Annotated in this window: 22 protein-coding genes; 19 read left to right on the top strand and 3 right to left on the bottom strand. The window is 64.6% G+C overall.

Annotated elements, in window-relative coordinates; translation table 11 throughout:
- Both BAY1663_RS17450 and murB read left to right on the top strand, forming a co-directional pair.
- The coding region (locus BAY1663_RS17450; protein ID WP_037043154.1) for a protein-tyrosine-phosphatase at positions 1-308 on the top strand (308 nt) is incomplete at its 5' end.
- Positions 305-1,324, top strand: a complete 1,020-nt coding sequence (gene murB, locus BAY1663_RS17445; RefSeq protein ID WP_037043152.1) for a UDP-N-acetylmuramate dehydrogenase — start codon at positions 305-307, stop codon at positions 1,322-1,324. The genes BAY1663_RS17450 and murB, both read left to right, overlap by 4 nt.
- Positions 1,325-1,327: 3 nt before the next feature.
- Here the strand turns inward: murB and BAY1663_RS17440 are convergent, their stop codons facing one another.
- Positions 1,328-2,932: an FMN-binding glutamate synthase family protein gene (locus BAY1663_RS17440; protein ID WP_037043143.1), complete on the bottom strand. Its 1,605-nt coding sequence runs from the start codon at positions 2,930-2,932 to the stop codon at positions 1,328-1,330.
- A 481-nt stretch (positions 2,933-3,413) separates the two neighbouring features.
- On the bottom strand, positions 3,414-6,482 hold the full coding sequence (gene rne, locus BAY1663_RS17435) for a ribonuclease E (protein WP_218186685.1): 3,069 nt from the start codon (positions 6,480-6,482) through the stop codon (positions 3,414-3,416).
- Between the two features lie 558 nt (positions 6,483-7,040).
- Here rne and rluC point away from each other — a divergent pair.
- Genes rluC through BAY1663_RS17420 form a run of 3 tightly spaced genes read left to right on the top strand, consistent with a single transcriptional unit; the run spans position 7,041 to position 9,646 of the window.
- A complete protein-coding gene (gene rluC / locus BAY1663_RS17430; RefSeq protein ID WP_037043139.1) occupies positions 7,041-7,994 on the top strand; it encodes a 23S rRNA pseudouridine(955/2504/2580) synthase RluC in 954 nt (317 codons plus the stop codon).
- Positions 7,987-8,673 carry an HAD-IA family hydrolase gene (locus BAY1663_RS17425; RefSeq protein ID WP_037043137.1) on the top strand — a complete coding sequence of 229 codons (687 nt, stop codon included), beginning with the start codon at positions 7,987-7,989 and terminating at the stop codon, positions 8,671-8,673. The genes rluC and BAY1663_RS17425 overlap by 8 nt, the downstream gene beginning before the upstream one ends.
- Complete coding sequence (locus BAY1663_RS17420; protein ID WP_037043135.1) at positions 8,663-9,646, top strand: S49 family peptidase; 984 nt, start codon at positions 8,663-8,665, stop codon at positions 9,644-9,646. The genes BAY1663_RS17425 and BAY1663_RS17420 overlap by 11 nt, the downstream gene beginning before the upstream one ends.
- A 9-nt stretch (positions 9,647-9,655) precedes the next feature.
- On the opposite strand, the gene BAY1663_RS17415 is transcribed toward BAY1663_RS17420, so the two are convergent.
- A complete protein-coding gene (locus BAY1663_RS17415) occupies positions 9,656-10,234 on the bottom strand; it encodes a nucleoside triphosphate pyrophosphatase (protein ID WP_037043133.1) in 579 nt (192 codons plus the stop codon).
- Positions 10,235-10,337: 103 nt separating this feature from the next.
- On the opposite strand from BAY1663_RS17415, the gene BAY1663_RS17410 reads away from it, so the two are divergent.
- The 14 genes from BAY1663_RS17410 to BAY1663_RS17345 all read left to right on the top strand — a co-directional run bounded on the left by BAY1663_RS17410 (position 10,338) and on the right by BAY1663_RS17345 (position 22,047).
- Complete coding sequence (locus BAY1663_RS17410; RefSeq protein ID WP_037043131.1) at positions 10,338-10,865, top strand: YceD family protein; 528 nt, start codon at positions 10,338-10,340, stop codon at positions 10,863-10,865.
- 12 nt (positions 10,866-10,877) lie between these two features.
- Positions 10,878-11,060: a 50S ribosomal protein L32 gene (gene rpmF / locus BAY1663_RS17405; RefSeq protein WP_037043129.1), complete on the top strand. Its 183-nt coding sequence runs from the start codon at positions 10,878-10,880 to the stop codon at positions 11,058-11,060.
- Positions 11,061-11,063: 3 nt separating this feature from the next.
- Positions 11,064-12,134, top strand: a complete 1,071-nt coding sequence (plsX, locus tag BAY1663_RS17400) for a phosphate acyltransferase PlsX (protein WP_037043128.1) — start codon at positions 11,064-11,066, stop codon at positions 12,132-12,134.
- Between the two features lie 64 nt (positions 12,135-12,198).
- Positions 12,199-13,137, top strand: a complete 939-nt coding sequence (fabD, locus tag BAY1663_RS17395) for an ACP S-malonyltransferase (protein ID WP_037043126.1) — start codon at positions 12,199-12,201, stop codon at positions 13,135-13,137.
- Between the two features lie 14 nt (positions 13,138-13,151).
- On the top strand, positions 13,152-13,895 hold the full coding sequence (fabG, locus tag BAY1663_RS17390; RefSeq protein WP_037043124.1) for a 3-oxoacyl-ACP reductase FabG: 744 nt from the start codon (positions 13,152-13,154) through the stop codon (positions 13,893-13,895).
- Positions 13,896-14,088: 193 nt separating this feature from the next.
- Complete coding sequence (gene acpP, locus BAY1663_RS17385; RefSeq protein ID WP_003283670.1) at positions 14,089-14,325, top strand: acyl carrier protein; 237 nt, start codon at positions 14,089-14,091, stop codon at positions 14,323-14,325.
- Positions 14,326-14,511: 186 nt separating this feature from the next.
- Positions 14,512-15,756 carry a beta-ketoacyl-ACP synthase II gene (gene fabF, locus BAY1663_RS17380; protein ID WP_037043122.1) on the top strand — a complete coding sequence of 415 codons (1,245 nt, stop codon included), beginning with the start codon at positions 14,512-14,514 and terminating at the stop codon, positions 15,754-15,756.
- Positions 15,756-16,574, top strand: a complete 819-nt coding sequence (pabC, locus tag BAY1663_RS17375) for an aminodeoxychorismate lyase (RefSeq protein ID WP_037043156.1) — start codon at positions 15,756-15,758, stop codon at positions 16,572-16,574. The genes fabF and pabC overlap by 1 nt, the downstream gene beginning before the upstream one ends.
- Positions 16,571-17,641 carry an endolytic transglycosylase MltG gene (mltG, locus tag BAY1663_RS17370; RefSeq protein ID WP_037043119.1) on the top strand — a complete coding sequence of 357 codons (1,071 nt, stop codon included), beginning with the start codon at positions 16,571-16,573 and terminating at the stop codon, positions 17,639-17,641. Before pabC ends, mltG begins: the two co-directional genes overlap by 4 nt.
- Positions 17,638-18,270 (top strand): dTMP kinase, encoded by a 633-nt coding sequence (gene tmk / locus BAY1663_RS17365; protein WP_037043117.1) that lies wholly within the window; start codon positions 17,638-17,640, stop codon positions 18,268-18,270. The genes mltG and tmk overlap by 4 nt, the downstream gene beginning before the upstream one ends.
- Positions 18,263-19,249, top strand: a complete 987-nt coding sequence (locus BAY1663_RS17360) for a DNA polymerase III subunit delta' (RefSeq protein ID WP_037043115.1) — start codon at positions 18,263-18,265, stop codon at positions 19,247-19,249. The genes tmk and BAY1663_RS17360 overlap by 8 nt, the downstream gene beginning before the upstream one ends.
- 31 nt (positions 19,250-19,280) lie before the next feature.
- Entirely contained in the window at positions 19,281-19,637 is a 357-nt protein-coding gene (locus tag BAY1663_RS17355) for a PilZ domain-containing protein (RefSeq protein WP_037043113.1), read from the top strand.
- A gap of 93 nt (positions 19,638-19,730) precedes the next feature.
- Positions 19,731-20,516 carry a TatD family hydrolase gene (locus BAY1663_RS17350; protein WP_037043111.1) on the top strand — a complete coding sequence of 262 codons (786 nt, stop codon included), beginning with the start codon at positions 19,731-19,733 and terminating at the stop codon, positions 20,514-20,516.
- Positions 20,517-20,649: 133 nt separating this feature from the next.
- Positions 20,650-22,047 carry an amino acid permease gene (locus tag BAY1663_RS17345; RefSeq protein WP_037043109.1) on the top strand — a complete coding sequence of 466 codons (1,398 nt, stop codon included), beginning with the start codon at positions 20,650-20,652 and terminating at the stop codon, positions 22,045-22,047.
- The last annotated feature ends 386 nt before the right edge of the window (positions 22,048-22,433 follow it).

Below are 22,433 nucleotides of genomic sequence, written 5' to 3'. Positions count from 1 at the left end.
CCGCTGGCGGTGCGGCGCGGCGGCGCGGCTACGAGCTCGGCGCGTTGCGGGCGCGCCAGGTCCAGCGGGAAGACTTCCAGCGCTTCGACCTCATCCTGGCCATGGACCACGACAACCTCGCCCGGCTGCGCACCCTGCAGCCCGAGCAGGGCGGCGCCGAGCTGGACCTGCTGCTGCGTCGCTACGGCCTGGGCTGCGATGCCGTGCCCGACCCTTACTATGGCGGCGAGGATGGCTTCGAGGCGGTGCTGGATCTCATCGAGCGGGCATGCGACGCCTTGCTCGAAGAAATCGAGGGGCGGCTGTGAGCCTGATCATCGAAGCGAATCGCTCGCTCAAGCCGTTCAATACCTTCGCCGTCGAGCAGCGCGCGGCTTTCTTCGCCACCGCGCATGACGATGCCGACGTCCGCGAAGCGCTTGCCCAGGCGCGGCGGCGCGATGTGCCGCTGCTGCCCATCGGTGGCGGCAGCAACCTGCTGCTGACGCAGGATGTCGCTGCGCTGGTGCTGCACATGGCCAGCAGCGGTCGGTGCCTGCTGGAAGAGCGCGACGGTCGCGTGCTGGTCGAGGCGGAGGCCGGCGAGGCCTGGCATCCGTTCGTGCTCTGGACCTTGGAACAGGGGCTCTGCGGGCTGGAGAACCTGAGCCTGATTCCGGGCACGGTGGGCGCTGCGCCGATCCAGAACATCGGGGCCTATGGGGTCGAGCTCAAGGACGTCTTCGCCGGGCTCACCGCGCTGGACAGCGAAACCGGGCAGTTGCGTGATTTCGAGCTGGACGAATGCGCGTTCGGCTATCGCGACAGCCTGTTCAAGCGGCAGCCGGGGCGCTACCTGATCCTGCGGGTGCGTTTCGCGCTGCGGCGCCAGGCGGTCCTGCACCTCGAATACGGGCCGATCCGCCAGCGCCTGGCGGAGCAGGGGATCGCGACGCCCACCGCGCTGGATGTCAGCCGCGCGGTCTGCGCCATCCGCAGCGAGAAACTGCCGGACCCTCGCCAGCTGGGCAACGCCGGCAGTTTCTTCAAGAACCCGCTGGTGTCCCAGGACGCCGCGCAGGCGCTTCGTGAGCGCTATCCCGATCTGGTCGCCTATCCGCAGGGTAACGGGCAAGTGAAGCTGGCGGCCGGCTGGCTGATCGAGCGTGCCGGGTGGAAAGGCTTCCGCGATGGCGACGCCGGCGTGCATCGTCTGCAGGCGCTGGTGCTGGTCAACCACGGGCAGGCCAGCGGCAGCCAGTTGCTGCAACTGGCGCAGCGTATCCAGGCGGATATCCTTGCGCGCTTCGGTGTATCGCTGGAGATCGAGCCGAACGTGTTCTGACGTTCAGTCGAGCCTGGGCGCGAAACTCTCCGCCTGAGCCATGTCCCACATCCGCCGGTAGAATTCACCCTGCACGTCGTCGTTGAGCAGCACGCCGGGCTCGAGAAAGGTGTGCAGCTGCGAGAACAGCTTGATCTCGGTGGCGGACATGCGCCGTACCAGATGCTTGGCTTCGAGTTGTTGCGGGTGTTCGAGGCCGGCCGCGGCAAGCATCTCGGAGAGCGCCTGGAGCGTGTTGCGGTGGTAGTTGTAGACCCGCTCGGCCTTGTCCGGCACCACCAGGGCGCGCTGGCGCAGTGGGTCCTGGGTGGCGACGCCGGTGGGGCACTTGTTGGTATGGCACGACTGCGACTGGATGCAGCCGATGGCGAACATGAAGCCGCGCGCCGCGTTGGCCCAGTCGGCGCCGATGGCCAGCACGCAGGCGATGTCGAAGGCGCTGACGATCTTGCCGCTGGCGCCGAGCTTGATGTGCTCGCGCAGGTTCAGCCCCACCAGGGTGTTGTGCACGAACAGCAGGCCTTCGCGCAGCGGCACGCCGATATGGTTGGTGAACTCCAGAGGCGCCGCGCCGGTGCCGCCTTCCTTGCCATCGACGACGATGAAGTCCGGCAGGATGCCGCTCTGCAGCATGGCCTTGGCGATGGCCATGAATTCCCAGGGGTGGCCCAGGCAGAGCTTGAAGCCGACCGGCTTGCCGTCGCTCAGCTCACGCAATCGGGCGATGAAATCGAGCAGCTCCAGGGGGGTCGAGAAGCTGCTGTGGCTGGCCGGCGATACGCAGTCGCGATCCATGGGTACGCCGCGGGTCGCGGAGATCTCGGCGGTGATCTTGTGCTTGGGCAGGATGCCGCCGTGTCCGGGCTTGGCGCCCTGGCTGAGCTTTATCTCGATCATCTTCACCTGCGGGTGGCTCGCCTGCTGGGCGAAGCGCTGTGGGTCGAAACGGCCCTCTTCGTCGCGACAGCCGAAATAGCCGCTGCCCAGCTCCCAGATCAGGTCGCCGCCGTACTCGCGGTGGTAGCGGCTGATGCTGCCTTCGCCGGTGTCGTGGGCGAAGCCGCCCATCTTCGCGCCACGATTGAGGGCGCGGATGGCATTGGCGCTGAGCGAGCCGAAGCTCATGGCCGAGATGTTGAAGATCGAGGCCGAATAGGGCTGCCGGCACTGCGGCCCGCCGATGGTGATGCGAAAGCCCTGCGGGTCGGCGTGGGGCGCGGTGCTGATCGAGTGGCCGATGAATTCGAAGCCGGTGCCGTAGACGTCGGTCAGCGTACCGAAGGCCTTGTCGGCGACCTGGTTCTTGGCGCGGGCATAGACCAGCGAGCGCTGCGCGCGGGAGAAGGGCAGCGGATCGCTGTCGTTCTCCAGCAGGTACTGGCGTATTTCCGGGCGGATGGTTTCTATCAGGTAGCGGATGTTGCCGAGGATCGGATAGTTGCGGCGAACCGCCTGTTTGCGCTGGAGCAGATCGTTGATGCCGACGGCGCTGAGTGCCGCCGTGGCCAGGCTGATGGGCCACACGTGTTCCAGCCACGGCAGGCTGAGCAGGGTGAACAGTACGCAGAGGGTGAAGAAGGCATAACGGTTCATCAACGACAGGTTCATTCCGGCTCCCTTGCCTGATCTGCAAGGCGTAATGGTCCGATGCTGACTGGCTAATGGCAATCGCTGCCTTCGTCTATCGTGGCGATTTCCAGGGGGGGCAAGGGCATGCGTTCGGGCGATCGGGCGATCGGGCGCGGTAGGTTGGTGCTGAGCGCAGCGAAGCCCAACAGGGATCGGCATGAACGCATTGGGCTTCGTCGCTTTGCTCCTCAAGCTGCGTACCCCGACGATCTGCGCGCTGCCTGAAACTCCATCGGCGGCCAAAAGAAGGCTATGTCGTCTGAGCCGGCGGTTGTGGATGGGCGTATTTCTGTAGGAGAGGGCGGGGCCGAGTCCATGCCCGTGAATATTCAGCGCGCAAAAGCTTCGCGGGCATGGCCCCTACGGATATCCAGAACCGCTTCGCGCTTCGAACAACACGTAATTGAGCCAAAAAGAAAGGGATGCCGAAGCATCCCTTTCTCAGGCTTACCGCCCGGAATCAGCTCTGAGGCTTTTCCCGAGTGTCCGGCTCGCTGCCTTCCGGTTCACGAGGCGCTTGCTGGGGCGCTTCCTCATTGCTGTCCGGCTGCTCCTGGGGCTCGATGGCTTCGAGCGGCGGCTGCTCCGGCTGCGCCTGTGGTTCGACGGCTGCGGTCGGCTGCTCCTGCGGCAGTGCCTCCTGCTCGGTGCTCGGCTCGCTCGGCTGCTGGACGCTCTCGACGATGCCCGCTTCAGCCACTTGCTCGGGTTGCGCTTCGCTCACCGGCTCACTGGCGACGATCTCGGGGCTGGTCAGCGGCTGCTCTGCTGCAGCCTTGGCCTCGGCTTCGGCGGCCTCCCTGGCCAGGCGCTCGGCTTCGCGCTGACGGCGACGGACTTCGCGCGGATCGTTGGGTGCACGGCCGCTCGGGGTGAGTGCCGATACCGGGGTCGCTTCGATTTTTTCGATTACCGGTTCCGGGGCGGGCGCCGGGGCTTCGTCGGCCAGGGCGGTTTCCTGGACAGCGCCCGGTGCGGCTTCGACCTGCTGCATTGCGGGTTCGACTACAGCCTTCGGTGCTATCGGCTCCTCGACGACCTCTACGGCAGTCGGCGCTTCCTCGGCGACAACTTCGACGATTTCGGCGCTGACAGGCGCCGGAGCGGTATCGGCTGGCTGCTGCGGCTGAGCGACTTCGGTATCGGCGGTATTGGCAGCCAGGGCGGCGGCAGTGGCGGCGATGGCAATTTCCTCGGTCTTCACCGGGGTGTTGCCTTCGTCCACTTCCTCGATCTCGTTGCCATTGGCATCGCGCTGGCGCTCGCGGCGGTTGCTGCGACGACGTTGGCCACGGGAACGGCGGCGGGGGCGCTCGCCTTCGCTGCCTTCGCCGCTGTCATTGCCGTCCTGGTTTTCCTCGACGGCTTCTTCGCCTTGTTGCAGCAGCTCGTCGCTGGGCATCGGAACCTGCTCGGCGCGCGGCTTGCGCTCTTCGCGCGGCGCGCGTGGCTGGCGTTCTGCCTGCTCTTCGCCGGTCGCTACGGCTGCAACGGCTGCAACGGCTGGCGCTTCGTCGAGCGGCGCGCGCAATTCACGCTTGCGTTCCTCGCGTGGCTTGCGTTCCTCGCGCGGAGCGCGCTCGCGGCGTGGCTGGGCTTCGCCGGCTTCAGCCTGTTCGCGCGGCTTGCGCTCTTCACGCGGTGGACGTGGCTGGCGCTCTTCGCGGGGTTGACGCTCCTCACGCGGCTTGCGCTCTTCGTCACGGTTGCTGCGCGAGTCGCGACGGCGGTTCTGCTGGCGACCGCTGCGACGCTCGTCGTTGCGCTGCGGGCGCTGGGCGGCGGGCTTCTTCTCGACCTGAGCGGCAGGCTGCTCTTCCGCCTTGCCGGCGAACAGACCGACCAGCGACTTGATCAGACCCTTGAACAGGCTGGGCTCCTGGGCGGCGGCAGCGGGTGCTTCGGCGGGTGCCGCAGCGACCGGGGTCGGCGCGGTGCGCTGGGGCGCGGTCTTGACCGCTGCCTCCTGACGCACCAGGGTGCGCGTGGAGCTGATCGGCTGGGCTTCTTCGGCTTCGCTCTGGCTCATCTCGTAGCTGGCCTGGCCGGCAATGATGTCCGGGCTGTCGTCGCGCAGGCGCTGGACTTCGAAGTGCGGCGTCTCCAGGTGATCGTCCGGCAGGATGAAGATGCGTGCACGGGTGCGCAGCTCGATCTTGGTGATGGCGTTGCGCTTCTCGTTGAGCAGGAAGGCGGCGACCTGGAAGGGCACGCGGGCGCGTACTTCGGCGGTGCGGTCCTTGAGCGCTTCTTCCTCGATCAGGCGCAGGATTGCCAGCGACAGCGACTCGACGTCGCGGATGATGCCCTGGCCGTTGCAACGCGGGCAGACGATGCCGCTGGTTTCGCCCAGGGACGGACGCAGACGCTGGCGGGACATCTCCAGCAGGCCGAAGCGCGAGATGCGACCGACCTGGATGCGCGCGCGGTCGGCTTCCAGCGCTTCGCGCATCTTCTCTTCGACGGCGCGCTGGTTCTTCGCCGGGGTCATGTCGATGAAGTCGATGACGATCAGGCCGCCGATGTCGCGCAGGCGCAGCTGGCGGGCGATTTCCTCGGCCGCTTCCAGGTTGGTCTGCAGTGCGGTTTCCTCGATGTCGCCGCCCTTGGTGGCGCGCGCCGAGTTGATGTCGATGGACACCAGCGCTTCGGTCGGGTCGATGACGATGGAGCCGCCGGACGGCAGCTTCACTTCACGCTGGAAGGCGGTCTCGATCTGGCTTTCGATCTGGAAGCGGTTGAACAGCGGCACGCTGTCCTCGTAGAGCTTGATCTTGCTGGCGTACTGCGGCATCACCTGCTGGATGAAGCTCAGTGCCTCGTCCTGGGCCTCGACGCTGTCGATCAGTACCTCGCCGATGTCCTGGCGCAGGTAGTCGCGGATGGCGCGGATGATAACGTTGGATTCCTGGTAGATCAGGAAGGGTGCGGCGCGATCCTGCGAGGCCTCCTTGACCGCGGTCCACAGCTGCAGCAGGTAGTCCAGGTCCCATTGCAGTTCTTCGCTGGAGCGGCCGAGGCCGGCGGTGCGAACGATCAGGCCCATGTCGGCAGGGACGTTGATGCCGTTGAGGGCTTCGCGCAGTTCGTTGCGCTCTTCGCCTTCGATGCGGCGGGAGATGCCGCCGGCGCGGGGATTGTTGGGCATCAGCACCAGGTAGCGCCCGGCGAGGCTGATGAAGGTGGTCAGGGCGGCGCCCTTGTTGCCGCGTTCTTCCTTCTCGACCTGAACGATGACTTCCTGGCCTTCGCGCAGGACATCCTTGATGTTCACGCGGCCTTCGGGGGCCTTGCTGAAGTATTCGCGGGAGATTTCCTTGAGCGGGAGGAAGCCGTGGCGCTCGGCGCCGAAGTCGACGAAGGCGGCTTCGAGGCTGGGCTCGACGCGGGTGATCTTGCCTTTGTAGATGTTGGCCTTCTTCTGCTCGCGGGCTCCCGATTCGATGTCCAGGTCGAACAGGCGTTGGCCGTCGACCAGTGCGACACGCAACTCTTCAGGCTGAGTTGCGTTAATTAGCATTCTTTTCATGTAGTACCGTCGGTTTCCGTGGCATCCGGAAACGGCGTTCGGCACACACGACTCTCGCGGTCGGTGTCAGGTGAGTCAGGAATGGTTGTAAGGCACTCCAGTGTCCAGCGATGTGCGGCCAGATGGGCCGGCGTCGCGACGACGTCTCCTGCTTGCTGTCGGAACAGCAGCAATGGTTCGGGAGGAGGAATCAGGCATCGGTAGCGGACGGAATGACGCGTCTGTGAAAGCCTTTGCTACGCAATCCGATGCTCTGTGCATCTCCACCCAACACGCATACTTTGAAAATCGGGTGCCGCTCGCAGAATCCGGGGAGCGGGTTGTCGATTATCGCGATTCCCCAATGGGGGCACGCATCATGTCTTCAAGGCTTGTTTCGCAGCTTCACCGCTACTTGAGGGAAGCTCCGTCGGACGGCCTCACGTCCTCGAACATTTTTGCCGGTCAGGGTCGGCGATATCACTGGCCTCCCTGGACCTGGCCGCTTTTGGCGGCGTTCGCGACTATAACAGCAATGTTTAAGTGCTTCAATTCCATGAAAATTGGTATGATGCCGCGATGACCAATACCCCCTCCCAGACCTCCGGTGTGCAAATACTCGAGGTCGCGCCGGAACTTGCCGGCCAGCGCATCGACAATTTCCTTCGTACCCAGCTCAGAGGCGTTCCCAAGACGCTGATCTATCGCATCCTGCGCAAAGGCGAGGTGCGGGTGAACAAGGGCCGGATCAAGCCTGAATACAAGCTGCAGGCCGGTGATCTGGTGCGGGTTCCGCCGTTGCGCCTGGCTGAGCGCGATGAGCCAGAGCCGCTGGCGCAGGGGCTGCTCGAGCGGCTGGAACAGGCCATCGTCTATGAGGACAAGGCGCTCATCGTACTGAACAAGCCGGCCGGCATCGCGGTGCATGGCGGCAGCGGACTCAGCTACGGGGTCATCGAGGCGTTGCGGCAGTTGCGCCCGGATGCCAAGGAGCTTGAACTGGTCCATCGCCTGGATCGCGACACCTCCGGTCTGCTGATGATCGCCAAGAAGCGCAGCATGCTGCGTCATCTGCACCAGGCGTTGCGTGGCGATGGCGTGGACAAGCGCTACATGGCGCTGGTGCGCGGGCGTTGGGAGACATCGAAGAAGCAGGTGAATGCGCCGCTGTTGAAGAATACGCTGCGTTCCGGTGAGCGCATGGTCGAAGTCGCCGAGGATGGCAAGGAGGCGTTGACGCTGTTTCGTGTGCTGCGGCGTTTCGGCGATTTCGCCACCCTGGTCGAGGCGAAGCCGGTAACCGGGCGGACACACCAGATCCGTGTGCATGCGCGGCATGCCGGGCACTGCATCGCCGGCGACAGCAAGTATGGCGATGAGGATTTCACTCGCGAGATCCGTGAGCTCGGCGGTAAGCGCCTGTTCCTGCATGCCTATGCCTTGAGGGTGCCGCTGCCCGATGGCGGCGAACTGTCGCTGGAGGCGCCGGTCGATGAGGTCTGGGCGCGGACGCTGGAGCGGTTGGGTGAATAAGTACGAGGTTCTGATATTCGACTGGGACGGTACGCTGGTCGATTCCATCGCGCGCATCGTCGAATCGATTCGTGTCGCCGCACAGAGTTGCGATCTGCCGCAGCGCGACGATGCGGCGATCAAGGGCATCATCGGCCTGGCCTTGCCCGAGGCCATCGCCGTGCTGTATCCGCAGATGGCCGATGCTGCGCGGGTGGAAGCCTTCCGCCAGCATTACGTCGAGCATTACCTGGCGCTGGAGACGCAGCCGTCGGCGCTGTATCCGGGCGTTGCGCAGGCGCTGCAAGGGTTCCGGGATGCGGGTTACCTGCTGGCGGTCGCGACCGGCAAGGGTCGGCGCGGCCTGGACCGTGTGCTGGCGGGGCAAGGCTGGGAGGATTTCTTCGATATCACCCGCTGCGCGGACGAAACCGCGAGCAAGCCGGACCCGCTGATGCTCCATGAGATTCTCGCCTACTGCGGCAAGCGTCCGGAGCAGGCGCTGATGATCGGCGACTCGGTGTTCGATCTGCAGATGGCGCATCGCGCGGGCATGGACAGCGTGGCCGTCGCTTACGGCGCGCAGCCGCTGGAGGTTCTGCGGCAATGCCGTCCACGGATGGCGATCAATCGTTTTGCGGAGCTCGGCACCTGGTTGCGCTCCACGGCTGGTTCTGAGGTGAATGCATATGTCGGATGAATGGAAAGCGCCGGTGGACGAGGGCAAGGCGGACCGCAACAGCTGGAAGCTGCTGGAGAAGACCCTGCTCGCCGGTATTCAGGAGCAGCGGCGTGCGAGACGCTGGGGAATATTCTTCAAGCTGCTGACATTCATCTACCTGTTCGGTGCGCTGGCGCTGTTCTCTCCTGCGCTGCAACTGGGCAAGGGCAAGTCCGCCTCGGAAAGCCACACGGCGGTGATCAATGTGCGCGGAATGATCGCCGACGAGGAATCGGCCAGTGCCGATAACGTGGTCGGGGCCTTGCGGGCGGCATTCGAGGATGCCAATACCAAGGGCGTGGTTCTCAGGATCAACAGCCCTGGTGGCAGCCCGGTCCAGTCCGGCTATATCTACGACGAGATCCGGCGCCTGCGTGGCGAATACCCGGCGATCAAGGTCTATGCGGTGATTACCGATCTCGGTGCCTCGGGGGCCTACTATATCGCCAGTGCCGCGGACGAGATCTATGCGGACAAATCCAGCCTGGTGGGCTCCATCGGCGTAACGGCAGCGACGTTCGGCTTCGTCGACAGCATGGCAAAACTCGGGGTCGAGCGCCGGGTGTATACCGCTGGCGAGCACAAGGCCTTCCTCGATCCGTTCCAGCCGGAGAAGCCCGAGGAAACCGAATTCTGGCGCAATGTGCTGGCCACCACGCACCGGCAGTTCATCGACAGCGTCAAGCGCGGGCGTGGCGACCGGCTGCAGGATGCCGAGCATCCGGAGTTGTTCTCCGGGCTGGTCTGGTCGGGCGAGCAGGCGCTGGAGCTGGGGCTGATCGATGGACTGGGCGGTACCGCGCATGTTGCCCGTGAGGTGATCGGCGAGCCGGAGATCGTCGACTTCACGGTCAAGGAATCGCCGCTCGATCGTTTCACCAAGAAGCTGGGGGCCGGTGTCGCCGAGCGCCTGGCGCTCTGGTCCGGGCTGCAGGGGCCGGCGCTGCGATAACCGGGTCGGTCAGGGGATCTCGACACCTTCGTTGAGCAGCATGTCCACCAGGCGGATCAGCGGCAGGCCCACCAGGCTGGTGACGTCCTCGCCCTCGGTGGCGCGGAACAGGCTGATGCCCAGACCTTCGGCCTTGAAACTGCCGGCGCAGTCGTAGGGCTGTTCGAGTTCCAGGTAGCGCTCGATGCGGCTGTCGTCCAGTTCGCGAAAATGCACGGTAAAAGGGATGCAGTCGACCTGGATGCGGCCGCTGCCGCTGTCCAGCAAGGCCAGTCCGGTGAGGAAACTCACGCTGGTGCCGCTGGCGGCCCGCAGTTGCTGCTTCGCGCGCTCGAAGGTGTGCGGTTTGCCGAGGATGCTGTCGCCGAGTACGGCGGCCTGGTCGGAGCCGATGATCAGGTGGTCCGGATAGCGTTCGGCCAGTGCCCAGGCCTTGCTTTCGGCAAGTCGGCGCACCAGTCGCTCGGCGTCTTCGCCAGGCAGCGGGGTTTCGTCGATCTGCGGTGCGCAGCTGTCGAACGGCAGATGCAGGCGCGAGAGCAGTTCCTGGCGGTAGCGTGAACTGGATGCGAGAAGCAGGCGGCGCATGATTCCTCCTTTATATATAGGTGTGAAATTGTATGCGTTCGACGATGAGGCGGGGCGGAATTCCTTTGACAGGCCGCGGACGCGTCCCTAGAATGCCGCGCTTATGTTGAAAGGACCGATACCTCCGCACGTTGATCCGCGCAAGCTCGCTGACCGGGCGGCCACCCTCGAGGGTGAGCTGCAGCTGTCACAGCTCGAGCGGCTCACTGATCCTCTCGAGAGCGATCAGGGTGTGGTGCGCGCCAGTTTTGACTTCGGGCGCGACGAGCAGCGTACTGTGGTGATCCACAGCCGGCTCGATGTTGAGGTCAAGATGATTTGCCAGCGTTGTCTGGAGCCGGTTGTTCTGCCGATTCACAGTGAATGCGATTACGCGGTTGTGAATGAGGGGGCGAACAGCCAGCACCTGCCCAATGGGTACGACGTGCTGGAAGTGGGAGAGGATCCTCTGGATCTGCTGGCGCTGGTCGAAGACGAGCTGTTGCTCGCTCTGCCGATTGTTCCACTCCATGACCCTGAAATTTGCCAGCCGCCGGTTGGGCCAGATGAGCCTGAGCCGAGTGAGGACGAGGTAACGCGGTCCAACCCGTTCAGCGTACTGGCGCAGTTAAAGCGTGACCCAAACGTTTAGGAGTTGATCCAAATGGCTGTTCAGCAGAACAAAAAATCCCGTTCCGCCCGCGACATGCGTCGTTCCCACGATGCCCTCGAGGCGAACGCCCTGTCCGTGGAAAAGAGCACTGGTGAAGTTCACCTGCGTCACCACGTTTCCCCGGACGGTTTCTACCGTGGTCGCAAAGTGGTCGACAAGGGCGCTGACGAGTAATCCTTGTCCGCTCCGGTCATCGCGATCGACGCAATGGGTGGGGACTTCGGTCCCCGCTGCATTGTTCCGGCCAGTCTGTCCTGCCTGGCTGAAAATCCCTCGCTGCATCTGGTCCTCGTCGGCCAATCCTCCCTGCTCGAACAGCTCGCCGCCCGGTATCCGCGGCTCGATCGCTCGCGCCTGCGCATCGTCGATGCGCCTGAAACGATCGGCATGGACGAGCGCCCCACGCAAGCCTTGCGCAGTAAGTCGCGTTCCTCCATGCGTGTCGCGCTCGAGCTGGTGCGCGACGGCGATGCACACGCCTGCGTCAGCGCCGGCAATACGGGCGCGCTCATGGCGCTGGCGCGGCAAGTGCTGAAAACCCTGCCGGGAATCGATCGGCCGGCCATGGCCACGGCGCTTCCCACCCAAGGCAAGCCTTGTCTGCTGCTGGATCTGGGGGCGAATGTCGACTGTACTGCCGAGCAGCTCTATCAGTTCGCGGTAATGGGGGCGGTGGTGGTCGAGTCCCTGGGGGTGGCTCGACCGCGGGTCGCCTTGCTGAATGTCGGCACGGAAGAGATCAAGGGCAACCAGCAGGTGAAACTGGCGGCGAGCCTCCTGCAGCAGGCCGGTGATCTCAATTACCAGGGCTTCATCGAGGGCGACGGGTTCTACCGTGGCGAGGCCGATGTCGTCGTGTGCGATGGCTTCGTCGGCAACGTGTTGCTCAAATCCAGCGAGGGGCTGGCCGAGATGCTGGTGGCGCGGGTCGAGGCGCTGTTCAGGCGCTCGCTGGGCGCGCGGCTGGTGGGCGCCCTGGCGCTGCCGCTGCTGCGGCGGCTGCGCGCGGACCTCAATCCGGCTCAGTACAATGGCGCCAGCTTTCTCGGGCTCCAGGGGATCGTGGTCAAAAGCCACGGCAGCGCCGGAAAGGAGGGTTTCAGGTCGGCGGTCCGGCGGGCTGCCGAAGATGTCGAGCATGATCTGCCTGGACAGCTTCACGGCAGGCTGGAGCGCTTCCTGTCGGAGGGGCGGCTATCCGGAGTGGCGGATGATGTGACTGCCGCGGATGGCCCGCCATCCAACTGAAATTCGGTGCGTCCGCTCGCGGGCGTGTTCTTCAAGACGAACAGAACCATAAGAGAGCCGTTTCATGTCTGCATCATTCGCTTTCGTCTTTCCCGGCCAGGGCTCGCAGTCCCTCGGCATGCTCGCCGAGCATGGCGCCCAGCAGCGCGTGATCCTCGACACTTTCGCCGAGGCGTCCTCGGCGCTGGGCTACGATCTCTGGGCGCTGACCCAGCAGGGTCCCGAAGAGCAATTGAACCAGACCGACAAGACCCAGCCGGCCATTCTGGCCGCTTCCATTGCGCTGTGGCGTTTGTGGGCGGCTGAGGGGGGCGCGCGGCCCGCGTTCGTCGCCGGTCACAGTCTCGGTGAATATTCGGCCCTGGTGGCAGCCGGCAGCCTGTCGTTCGCCGATGCGGTCAAGCTGGTCGAGCTGCGTGGCCAGCTGATGCAGCAGGCGGTGCCGGCCGGGCAGGGCGGCATGGCGGCCATTCTTGGCCTGGACGATGCCGACGTGCTGGCGGCCTGCGCCGAATCCGCGCAGGGTGAGGTGGTCAGCGCGGTCAATTTCAACGCGCCGGGCCAGGTGGTGATCGCCGGCAGCGCGGCGGCCGTCGAGCGTGCCATCGAGGCGTGCAAGGCCAAGGGCGCCAAGCGCGCCATGGCGCTGCCGGTCAGCGTACCCTCCCACTGCGATCTGATGCGTCCGGCCGCGGAGCGTTTTGCCGCGTCGGTGGAGGCCATCGCCTGGCAAGCCCCGCAGATTCCGCTGGTGCAGAACGTCAGTGCGGCGGTGGTCGCGGATCTGGATACCCTCAAGCGCGACTTGCTGGCGCAGCTCTACAGCCCGGTGCGCTGGGTCGAATCCATGGTCGCTCTGGGCGGGCGTGGTGTCACGGGCCTGGTCGAATGCGGTCCCGGCAAGGTCCTGTCGGGGCTGAACAAGCGCTGCGTCAAGGGCGTCAGCACCTACAATCTCGATACCCCCGAAGCCTTCGCGGCGACTCGCGCTGCGCTGGCTTGAACAAGGAGAACGCTATGAATTTGCAAGGCAAGGTGGCGCTGGTAACCGGCGCGAGCCGCGGCATCGGGCAGGCCATTGCCCTCGAGCTGGGCCGTCAGGGCGCAATCGTCATCGGCACGGCAACCAGCCCGGCAGGTGCCGAACGCATCGCCGAGACGCTGAAAAGCAACGGTATCGAAGGTGCCGGCCTGGTGCTCGACGTGGGCAATGACGAGTCGGTCAGCAGCACGCTGGAACATATCCAGCAACATCTCGGGCAGCCGGCCATCCTGGTCAACAATGCCGGTATCACCCGCGACAACCTGATGCTGCGGATGAAGGATGACGAGTGGTACGACGTCATCAACACCAATCTCAACAGCCTGTATCGCCTGTCCAAGGCGGTGCTGCGCGGCATGACCAAGGCCCGCTGGGGGCGAATCATCAACATTGGTTCGGTGGTTGGTGCCATGGGCAACGCCGGGCAGGTAAACTACGCCGCAGCCAAGGCCGGTCTGGAGGGTTTCAGTCGTGCATTGGCTCGTGAGGTCGGCTCGCGTGGCATCACGGTGAATGCCGTGGCGCCGGGTTTCATCGATACCGACATGACTCGCGAGTTGCCGGAAGCCCAGCGTGACGCTCTCCTGGGGCAGATTCCCCTGGGGCGTCTCGGTCAGGCCGAAGAAATTGCCAAGGTCGTCGCTTTCCTGGCTTCGGACGGCGCTGCCTATGTCACCGGGGCCACGGTTCCGGTGAATGGCGGCATGTACATGAGCTGAATGTGACGCCAAACGCAGGAGGGCAGTCATAAGGGCTGCCTTAAATTAGCTATAAAACCGCAGCCGGTTTATAGACAGATGGTTGGAAGCGGGTTCATGCTTGCCTGCTTTCAACTTGAAATGCGGAAAACGCTTTCTATACACTACCGCGCAGACCAGCTGCCTGATTTTTCCATAGGAGTGAAAACAAGGTATGAGCACCATCGAAGAACGCGTCAAGAAAATCGTTGCCGAGCAACTTGGCGTTAAAGAAGAGGAAGTAACCAACAGCGCTTCCTTCGTCGAAGACCTGGGTGCCGACTCTCTTGACACCGTCGAGCTGGTGATGGCTCTGGAAGAGGAATTCGAGACCGAAATCCCGGACGAGCAAGCTGAGAAGATCACCACCGTTCAGGAAGCCATCGATTACATCAACGCGCACGCGCAATAAGTTGTAATCCGCTTCGGAACCAGGAAAGCCGCACTGCCTTGAACGGGGTAGTGCGGTTTTTCTTTAGAGAGGGAATCATCCCGGTCACCTAGCTTTCATGCAGCTGAACCGAGGACTGTTCCTGTCTCGGCAAGAGTCGGTCGATGGGAATCGAGCCAAGTACGTTTAGGTATAGGAGTAATTGCTGTGTCGCGTAGACGCGTCGTGGTCACCGGGATGGGCATGCTATCGCCACTGGGTAACGATGTGCCGAGCAGCTGGCAAGGCATTCTGGCCGGCCGCAGTGGTATCGGCCTGATCGAACACATGGATCTTTCCGCCTACTCCACTCGTTTTGGCGGGTCGATCAAGGGTTTCGAGGTCGAGCAGTATCTGCCCGCAAAAGAAGCGCGCAAGCTCGATCTGTTCATTCAATACGGCCTCGCCGCCAGCTTCCAGGCGGTGCGCGATTCGGGCCTGGAGATCACCGATGCCAACCGTGAGCGCATCGGGGTGGCCATGGGCTCCGGTATCGGCGGGCTGACCAATATCGAGAACAGCTGCAAGGCGCTGATCGAGCAGGGCCCGCGGCGTATTTCGCCGTTCTTCGTGCCTGGCTCCATCATCAATATGGTGTCCGGCTTCCTGTCGATCCACCTGGGATTGCAGGGCCCCAACTATGCCATCGCCACCGCCTGCACCACCGGCACGCACTGCATCGGCATGGCTGCACGCAACATTGCCTATGGCGAGGCCGACGTGATGATCGCCGGCGGTTCCGAAATGGCCGCCAGCGGCCTCGGCATCGGTGGCTTCGCTGCAGCACGGGCCCTCTCCACGCGCAATGACGACCCGGCCGGTGCCAGCCGTCCCTGGGACAAGGGGCGCGATGGGTTCGTGTTGTCCGACGGTGCCGGCGCGCTGGTGCTCGAAGAGCTGGAGCATGCCAAGGCGCGTGGCGCGCACATCTATGCCGAGCTGATCGGTTTCGGCATGAGCGCCGATGCCTTCCATATGACCTCGCCGCCGGATGACGGGGCGGGCGCGGCGCGCTGCATCCGCAATGCGCTGAAGGATGCCCGGCTGAATGCCGACCAGGTGCAGTACATCAATGCGCACGGTACTTCCACGCCGGCGGGCGACAAGGCCGAGGCCGCGGCGATTCACAATGTGTTCGGCGACCATGCCTATGAGCTGTCGGTGAGCTCGACCAAATCGATGGTCGGCCACCTGCTCGGCGCCGCCGGCGCAGTCGAGGCGATCTTCAGCGTGCTGGCGATTCGCGACCAGGTGGCGCCGCCGACCATCAACCTGGACGAGCCGGACGAAGGTTGCGATCTCGATTTCGTGCCGCATCAGGCCAAGTCGAGGCCGATCGACGTTGCGATCTCCAATTCCTTCGGCTTTGGCGGCACCAACGGCTCGCTGGTGTTCCGTCGGTTCGCCGAGTGATATCGAGCTGGCTGGATGGGCAACCCGACGACGGGTTGCCCGTTCATGACCGCGGACTGGCCTATGGCGACGGCCTGTTCGAAACGATCCGGGTCGTAGATGGCCGACCGTTGCTGTTCGAACGGCACCTGCAACGGCTGGACGAAGGCTGCCGGCGCCTCGCCATACCCATCGATCTAGAGCTGTTGCGCGGGGAGCTTGTGCCTTTTTGCCGGGACCTCCGGCAGGGTGTAGCCAAGTTGATCCTCACGCGCGGCACCGGGCAGCGTGGCTACGCACCGCCGCAACCCTGCCAGCCGCGGCGATTGCTGCTGGGTTCGGCCTTGCCGGGCTATCCGGCGCAGCATGCCGAATCGGGAGTGCGGCTCTTTCCTTGTGCTACACGCCTGGCCGAGCAGCCGCTGCTGGCCGGTATCAAGCATCTCAACCGCCTCGAGCAGGTTCTGGCGCGGGCCGAATGGCAGGATTCGCGCTATGCCGAGGGGCTGATGCGCGACATGTCCGGCCGGGTGGTCGAGGGCGTGTTCAGCAACCTGTTCCTGGTTGCCGATGGCGAGTTGCGTACCGCCTCGCTGCAGCGCTGCGGCGTGGCCGGTGTGATGCGTGCGGAGATCATCGCCCAGGCTTCACGGCTGACGATTCCGGTTGTCGAGTGCGACATTGCCTACGACGAGCTGCTGCGCGCGGATGAAGTATTCGTCTGTAATAGCCTCTATGGCGTCTGGCCCGTGATCGGCCTGGCCGAGCGCGCCTGGCCGGTCGGTGCGCTGACCCGTAAACTGCAATCCGTTGTCGCCGATCTGTTGAGTAATTCGTGATTCGTAAACTGTTCATTCTGCTGCTGGCGCTCATGCTGCTGGCGTTCATCACGCTGGGGCTTGTCGCCTGGAAGCAGTACGCTGCGCTGGAGCAGCCGCTGATCGTGGCCGAGACGCAGCTGCTCGACGTGCGGCCGGGCGATACGCCCAGCGGTGTATTCCAGCGCCTCGAAAGCCAGGGAACATTGACGGGTTCCTTTTGGTTGCGCCTCTACTGGCGTTTGAACCTGTCCGGGCTCAGCCTGCATAGCGGCGAATACAGCCTGGCGCCGGGGATGAAGGTGCGAGACATGATCGGCCTGTGGCAGCGTGGCGAGGTCGTGCAGTACGGCCTGACGTTGGTCGAGGGTTGGAATTTCCGCCAGTTGCGTGCCGCCCTGGAGAACCAGCCCAAACTGCAGCAGACGTTGGTCGGCTTATCCGATCAGGAAGTCATGGCGCGCCTCGGGCAGCCCGAACTGCATCCCGAGGGGCGCTTCTTCCCCGATACCTATCGCTTCACCCGTGGCACCAGCGACCTCGACCTGCTCAAGCGGGCCTTCGCGCGGCTGGAGCAGGTGCTCGACGAGGAATGGCAGCAGCGTGGGGAAGGCTTGCCCTACAAGGACGCCTACCAGGCATTGATCATGGCCTCGATCATCGAGAAGGAAACCGGTGTGCCCGGCGAGCGTGGCGAGATCGCCGGGGTCTTCGTCCGCCGGCTCGAGCGGGGCATGTTGCTGCAGACCGATCCGACCGTGATCTACGGGATGGGCGAAGCCTATCGCGGACGAATTTCGCGCAGCGACTTGCGTACGCCGACGCCCTACAACACCTACACCAGCGCCGGACTGCCGCCGACGCCGATCGCCATGGTCGGGCGCGAGGCGATTCATGCGGCGCTGCATCCGGTCGCCGGCAAGAGCCTCTATTTCGTCGCCCGTGGCGATGGCAGCCACGTATTCAGCGACACCCTCGACGAGCACAACCGCGCGGTGCGCCAGTACCAGCTCAAGCGGCGCGTGGACTACCGCTCCAGCCCCCCGCCGCGGCAAGCGCCCCCGGCAACCAGCGAGAATGCCCAATGAACGGACTCTTCATCACCCTGGAAGGGCCCGAAGGCGCGGGCAAGAGCACCAACCGCGAGTATCTCGCCGGGCGTCTGCGTGCGCGCGGGCTGGACGTCGTGCTGACGCGCGAGCCGGGCGGGACGCCGCTGGCCGAGCGCATTCGCGAGCTGCTGCTGACCCCGGCCGACGAACCCATGGCCGTGGATACCGAACTGTTGCTGGTCTTCGCCGCCCGCGCCCAGCATCTGGCGCAGGTCATCCGGCCGGCGCTGGCGCGCGGCGCGGTGGTGCTCTGCGATCGTTTCACCGATGCCACCTATGCCTACCAGGGCGGTGGCCGCGGCCTCTCGCTGGAGCGGATCGCGCAACTGGAAACCTTCGTCCAGGGCGACCTGCGCCCGGACCTGACGCTGATCTTCGACCTGCCGGTCGACGTGGGACTGGCCCGCGCAGCGGCGCGGGGCCGGCTGGATCGATTCGAGCAGGAGGGCATGCGCTTCTTCGAGGCCGTCCGCCGCGCCTATCTGGAGCGTGCCCAGGCTGCACCGGCACGCTACCGCATCCTCGATGCCGGCCAGCCGCTGGCGGCGGTGCAGCAGGATATCGAGGCGCTGATCCCGGAATTGCTGGAGCGCCTGCATGGCTGACGTCCTCCCCTGGCAGGCCGATCTCTGGCAACAGCTGGCGGGCCGTCAGCAGCATGCACACGCCTATTTGCTGCACGGCCCCGGCGGGATCGGCAAGCGCCTGCTGGCCGAGCAACTGATGGCGCTGCTGTTGTGCCAGCGGCCGTCGGGCAACGCCGCCTGCGGACAGTGCAAGGCGTGCCAACTGCTGGCAGCGCAGACGCACCCGGACCATTACGTTCTCGAACCCGAGGAGGCGGACAAGGCCATCCGGGTCGACCAGGTTCGCGACCTGGTCGGCTTCGTCACCCAGACCGCCCAACTGGGCGGGCGCAAGGTAGTGCTGCTGGAGCCGGCCGAGGCGATGAACCTGAATGCCGCCAATGCGCTGCTGAAGAGCCTCGAAGAGCCTTCCGGTGATACCGTGCTGCTGCTCATCAGCCACCAGCCCAGCCGCCTGCTGCCGACCATCAAGAGCCGCTGCGTGCAGCAGGCCTGTCCGCTACCGGGGCGCCAGCAGAGTCTCGACTGGCTCGCCGGGCAATTGCCGGAAGTTGCAGCGGAGTTGCGCGAACAACTGCTGACCCTGGCCGCAGGCTCGCCGCTGGCTGCGTTGAAGCTGCACGAGCAGAAGGTGCTGGAGCTGCGCGCGCTGGTGGTCGAAGGGGTGAAGAAACTGCACAAACAGCAGCAGTCGCCCAGCCAGTTGGCCGAGGGCTGGAATGCCCTGCCGCTGATCCTGCTGTTCGACTGGTTCTGCGAATGGGCGCATCTGATCCTGCGCTACCAGATGACCTCCGACGAAGCGGCGCTCGGCGCCGCGGACATGCAGAAGGTGGTGCAGTATCTGGCACAGAAAGCGCCACGGCACAAGGTCCTGGGCATGCAGGACTGGCTGCTCGAACAGCGGCAGAAAGTGCTGGGCAAGGCCAACCTCAACCGTGTCTTGCTTCTCGAAGCGCTGCTGGTGCAGTGGGCAAGCCTGCCCGGTAAGGGCTAGAATCGAGCAGACTTTTCGCTAGGAACACCGCATGAGCCTGCCAGCAAACCTCGGTCCGCGTAACGGCATCCTGTCCCTGACCATCAAGGACAAGTCGGTGCTCTATGCGGCGTTCATGCCCTTCATCAAGCACGGCGGGTTGTTCATTCCGACCAACAAGAGCTACAAGCTGGGCGACGAAGTGTTCATGCTGCTCAACCTGATGGACGAGCCGGAAAAGATCCCCGTCGCCGGCAAGGTGGTCTGGATCACGCCGAAGGGCGCCCAGGGCAGCCGCGCCGCCGGCATCGGCGTGCAGTTCAACGAAGGCGACAACACGGCGCGCAACAAGATCGAGACGTACCTGGCCGGTGCGCTGAAATCGGACCGGCCGACCCATACGATGTAGGCCGGCGGCCCGTTACGCGCCGTTGCGATTATCAGGTTCCTGCCTTTTGCTCTACAATCGCCCCTTTTTCGCGATGGCGAGTAGCAGCCCTCCATGTTGGTAGATTCCCACTGTCACCTCGACCGACTCGACCTGACGGCCCATGACGGCTCGCTCGATGCGGCGCTCGATGCGGCCCGGATGCGGGGGGTGGGGCATTTCCTGTGCATCGGCGTCAGCGCCGACAACGCCGCCGCGGTCAAGTCGCTGAGCGAGCGCTATGCCGATGTCGATTGCTCGATCGGCGTGCATCCGCTGGACCTGGAGCCGACCAGCCAGCCGGCGCTGGACTGGCTGCTGGCCGAATTGCAGCATCCCCATGCCGTGGCCATCGGCGAGACCGGGCTGGACTACCATTACGAGCCCGAGGCGGCGCAGCTGCAGCAGCAATCCTTCCGCCTGCATCTGGAGGCGGCCCGCCTGACGGCCAAACCGGTGATCGTCCATACCCGTGCGGCGCGCAGCGACACGCTGGCATTGCTGCGCGAGGCGGCTTTGCCGCAAGCCGGTGTGCTGCATTGCTTCACCGAAGACTGGGACATGGCCAGGGCCGCGCTCGATCTCGGCTTTTACATCTCCTTCTCCGGCATCGTGACCTTTCGCAATGCCGACGCCTTGCGCGAGGTCGCCCGCCAGGTTCCGGCCGACCGTCTGCTGGTCGAGACCGACTCGCCCTACCTGGCGCCGATCCCGTACCGTGGCAAGGCGAACCTTCCGCAATACGTGCGCGAAGTGGCCGAGTTCCTCGCCGATCTGCGCGGCGTCGCCCTCGAGGAACTGGCCGAGCAGACGACCGGCAACTTCAAGCGGTTGTTCCCATTGGCGAGAGTGGCCGGCTGATCGCTCCTGGCCCGCTCGGCAGGTGGTGTCGATGATTTGCCGGGCATGATCCGGGCCGGAGCGCACCGATTGTCCATCCCACGTGTTCAGGCACGTGGTCTTACCCCGTCGCATAGACCTGCAAGGTGATGTAATGACCCGCGACACGCTGCACACCGGCCCGCTCCAGCGTGGCCTGAAGAACCGCCATATCCAGTTGATCGCCCTGGGTGGCGCCATCGGCACCGGTCTGTTCCTGGGTTCGGCCGGGGTGCTGAAAAGCGCCGGGCCCTCGATGATCCTCGGCTATGCCATCGGTGGCTTCATCGCCTTCCTGATCATGCGCCAGCTCGGCGAGATGATCGTCGAGGAGCCGGTCGCCGGTTCCTTCAGCCACTTCGCACACCAGTACTGGGGCAGCTATGCGGGCTTCCTGTCGGGCTGGAACTACTGGGTGCTCTACGTGCTGGTGGGCATGGCCGAGCTGACCGCGGTCGGCAAGTACGTGCAGTTCTGGTGGCCGGAGATTCCCACCTGGGCCACGGCGGCGGCGTTCTTCGTGCTCATCAACCTGATCAACCTCAGCAATGTGAAGGCCTTCGGTGAAACCGAGTTCTGGTTCGCCATCATCAAGGTGGCGGCCATCATCGGCATGATCCTGCTGGGGTTGTTCCTGCTGTTCAGCGGCCATGGAGGCGAACAGGCGAGCATCAGCAACCTATGGAGCCACGGCGGTTTCTTCCCCAACGGCTTCAGCGGGATGGTGATGGCGCTGGCGATCATCATGTTCTCGTTCGGCGGCCTGGAGCTGGTCGGCATCACGGCGGCGGAAGCGGCCGATCCGAAGACGGTGATTCCAAGGGCGATCAACCAGGTGGTCTACCGCATCCTGATCTTCTACATCGGCGCGCTGACCGTGCTGCTGGCGCTCTACCCGTGGGATGCGCTGTTGCAGACCCTGGGTGCGGCCGGCGACCCCTACAGCGGAAGCCCCTTCGTGCAGATATTCTCGCTGATCGGCAGCGATACGGCGGCGCACCTGCTCAACTTCGTCGTCCTCACCGCGGCGTTGTCGGTGTACAACAGCGGCGTGTATTGCAACAGCCGCATGCTCTACGGCCTGGCCGAGCAGGGCGACGCGCCGCGCGGGCTGATGAAGGTGAACCGCCGCGGCGTGCCGGTGCTGGCCATCGGCGTGTCGGCGCTGGTGACGCTGCTGTGCGTGGTGGTGAACTATCTGCTGCCGCGTGACGCGCTGGAGCTGCTGATGTCGCTGGTGGTGGCGGCGCTGGTGATCAACTGGGCGATGATCAGCCTGGCCCACCTGAAGTTCCGCAGGGCGATGCAGCGCCAGGGCGTGGAGCCGAGCTTCAAGGCGTTCTGGTTTCCCTTGAGCAACTACCTGTGCTTGGCCTTCGTGACTGGGATCCTGGTCATCATGCTGTGGATTCCCGGTATTCGCATGTCGGTGTTCGCCATTCCGCTCTGGATTGGATTCCTCTGGCTTTGCTTCCGTCTGCGCCAGGCACGCCTGGTGGCACGTACGGCATAGGCCGAGCAGTGGAGCGTGGCGTAAAAAAGGTTCATCGCGCTTTCTTGGGGAAGCAAGAATTGACACCGGACTGGCAAGTTTGGGTGTTGCTGCCATTTGGTTTGGGCTTGCGCCTTGGTGATCAGGGCGCTTACCGAGTGTGCTGACACTTCTGGTTTCGGCCCCCCGGCCGAGTCACTTGACTCGCTTCACTCGCCCTTCGGGCCAGCCTGCGGCTGTTACTCCGCTACGCTCCGTATCTCGTTGCTCGCCGAGAAAGTAAGCAAAGAAGAAGGGCACCCGACATCCGGGTCTGTCCGCTGCGCGGCCAGACTCCCCTCGTTCCGATGCCGCTCCGGGGGCCGTCACGATGGGACGTCCCTACCTCGGCGGCCCCGTCCATCGTT

Source organism: Pseudomonas sp. BAY1663 (genome assembly GCF_000582595.1).
GTDB classification, from domain to species: Bacteria; Pseudomonadota; Gammaproteobacteria; order Pseudomonadales; family Pseudomonadaceae; genus Stutzerimonas; species Stutzerimonas stutzeri_AF.
Note: the sequence above shows the minus strand (reverse complement) of the source record. Positions and strands in the feature narration are given on the sequence as shown.

Coding starts and splice junctions, on each gene's coding strand:
- rluC (WP_037043139.1), top strand. CDS start 7,041: ATGACCAATACCCCCTCCCAGACCTCCGGTGTGCAAATACTCGAGGTC.
- fabD (WP_037043126.1), top strand. CDS start 12,199: ATGTCTGCATCATTCGCTTTCGTCTTTCCCGGCCAGGGCTCGCAGTCC.
- BAY1663_RS17345 (WP_037043109.1), top strand. CDS start 20,650: ATGACCCGCGACACGCTGCACACCGGCCCGCTCCAGCGTGGCCTGAAG.
- BAY1663_RS17415 (WP_037043133.1), bottom strand. CDS start 10,234: ATGCGCCGCCTGCTTCTCGCATCCAGTTCACGCTACCGCCAGGAACTG.
- BAY1663_RS17440 (WP_037043143.1), bottom strand. CDS start 2,932: ATGAACCTGTCGTTGATGAACCGTTATGCCTTCTTCACCCTCTGCGTA.
- rne (WP_218186685.1), bottom strand. CDS start 6,482: ATGAAAAGAATGCTAATTAACGCAACTCAGCCTGAAGAGTTGCGTGTC.
- BAY1663_RS17420 (WP_037043135.1), top strand. CDS start 8,663: ATGTCGGATGAATGGAAAGCGCCGGTGGACGAGGGCAAGGCGGACCGC.
- BAY1663_RS17360 (WP_037043115.1), top strand. CDS start 18,263: ATGGCTGACGTCCTCCCCTGGCAGGCCGATCTCTGGCAACAGCTGGCG.
- BAY1663_RS17410 (WP_037043131.1), top strand. CDS start 10,338: ATGTTGAAAGGACCGATACCTCCGCACGTTGATCCGCGCAAGCTCGCT.
- fabG (WP_037043124.1), top strand. CDS start 13,152: ATGAATTTGCAAGGCAAGGTGGCGCTGGTAACCGGCGCGAGCCGCGGC.
- BAY1663_RS17355 (WP_037043113.1), top strand. CDS start 19,281: ATGAGCCTGCCAGCAAACCTCGGTCCGCGTAACGGCATCCTGTCCCTG.
- acpP (WP_003283670.1), top strand. CDS start 14,089: ATGAGCACCATCGAAGAACGCGTCAAGAAAATCGTTGCCGAGCAACTT.
- BAY1663_RS17350 (WP_037043111.1), top strand. CDS start 19,731: ATGTTGGTAGATTCCCACTGTCACCTCGACCGACTCGACCTGACGGCC.
- rpmF (WP_037043129.1), top strand. CDS start 10,878: ATGGCTGTTCAGCAGAACAAAAAATCCCGTTCCGCCCGCGACATGCGT.
- tmk (WP_037043117.1), top strand. CDS start 17,638: ATGAACGGACTCTTCATCACCCTGGAAGGGCCCGAAGGCGCGGGCAAG.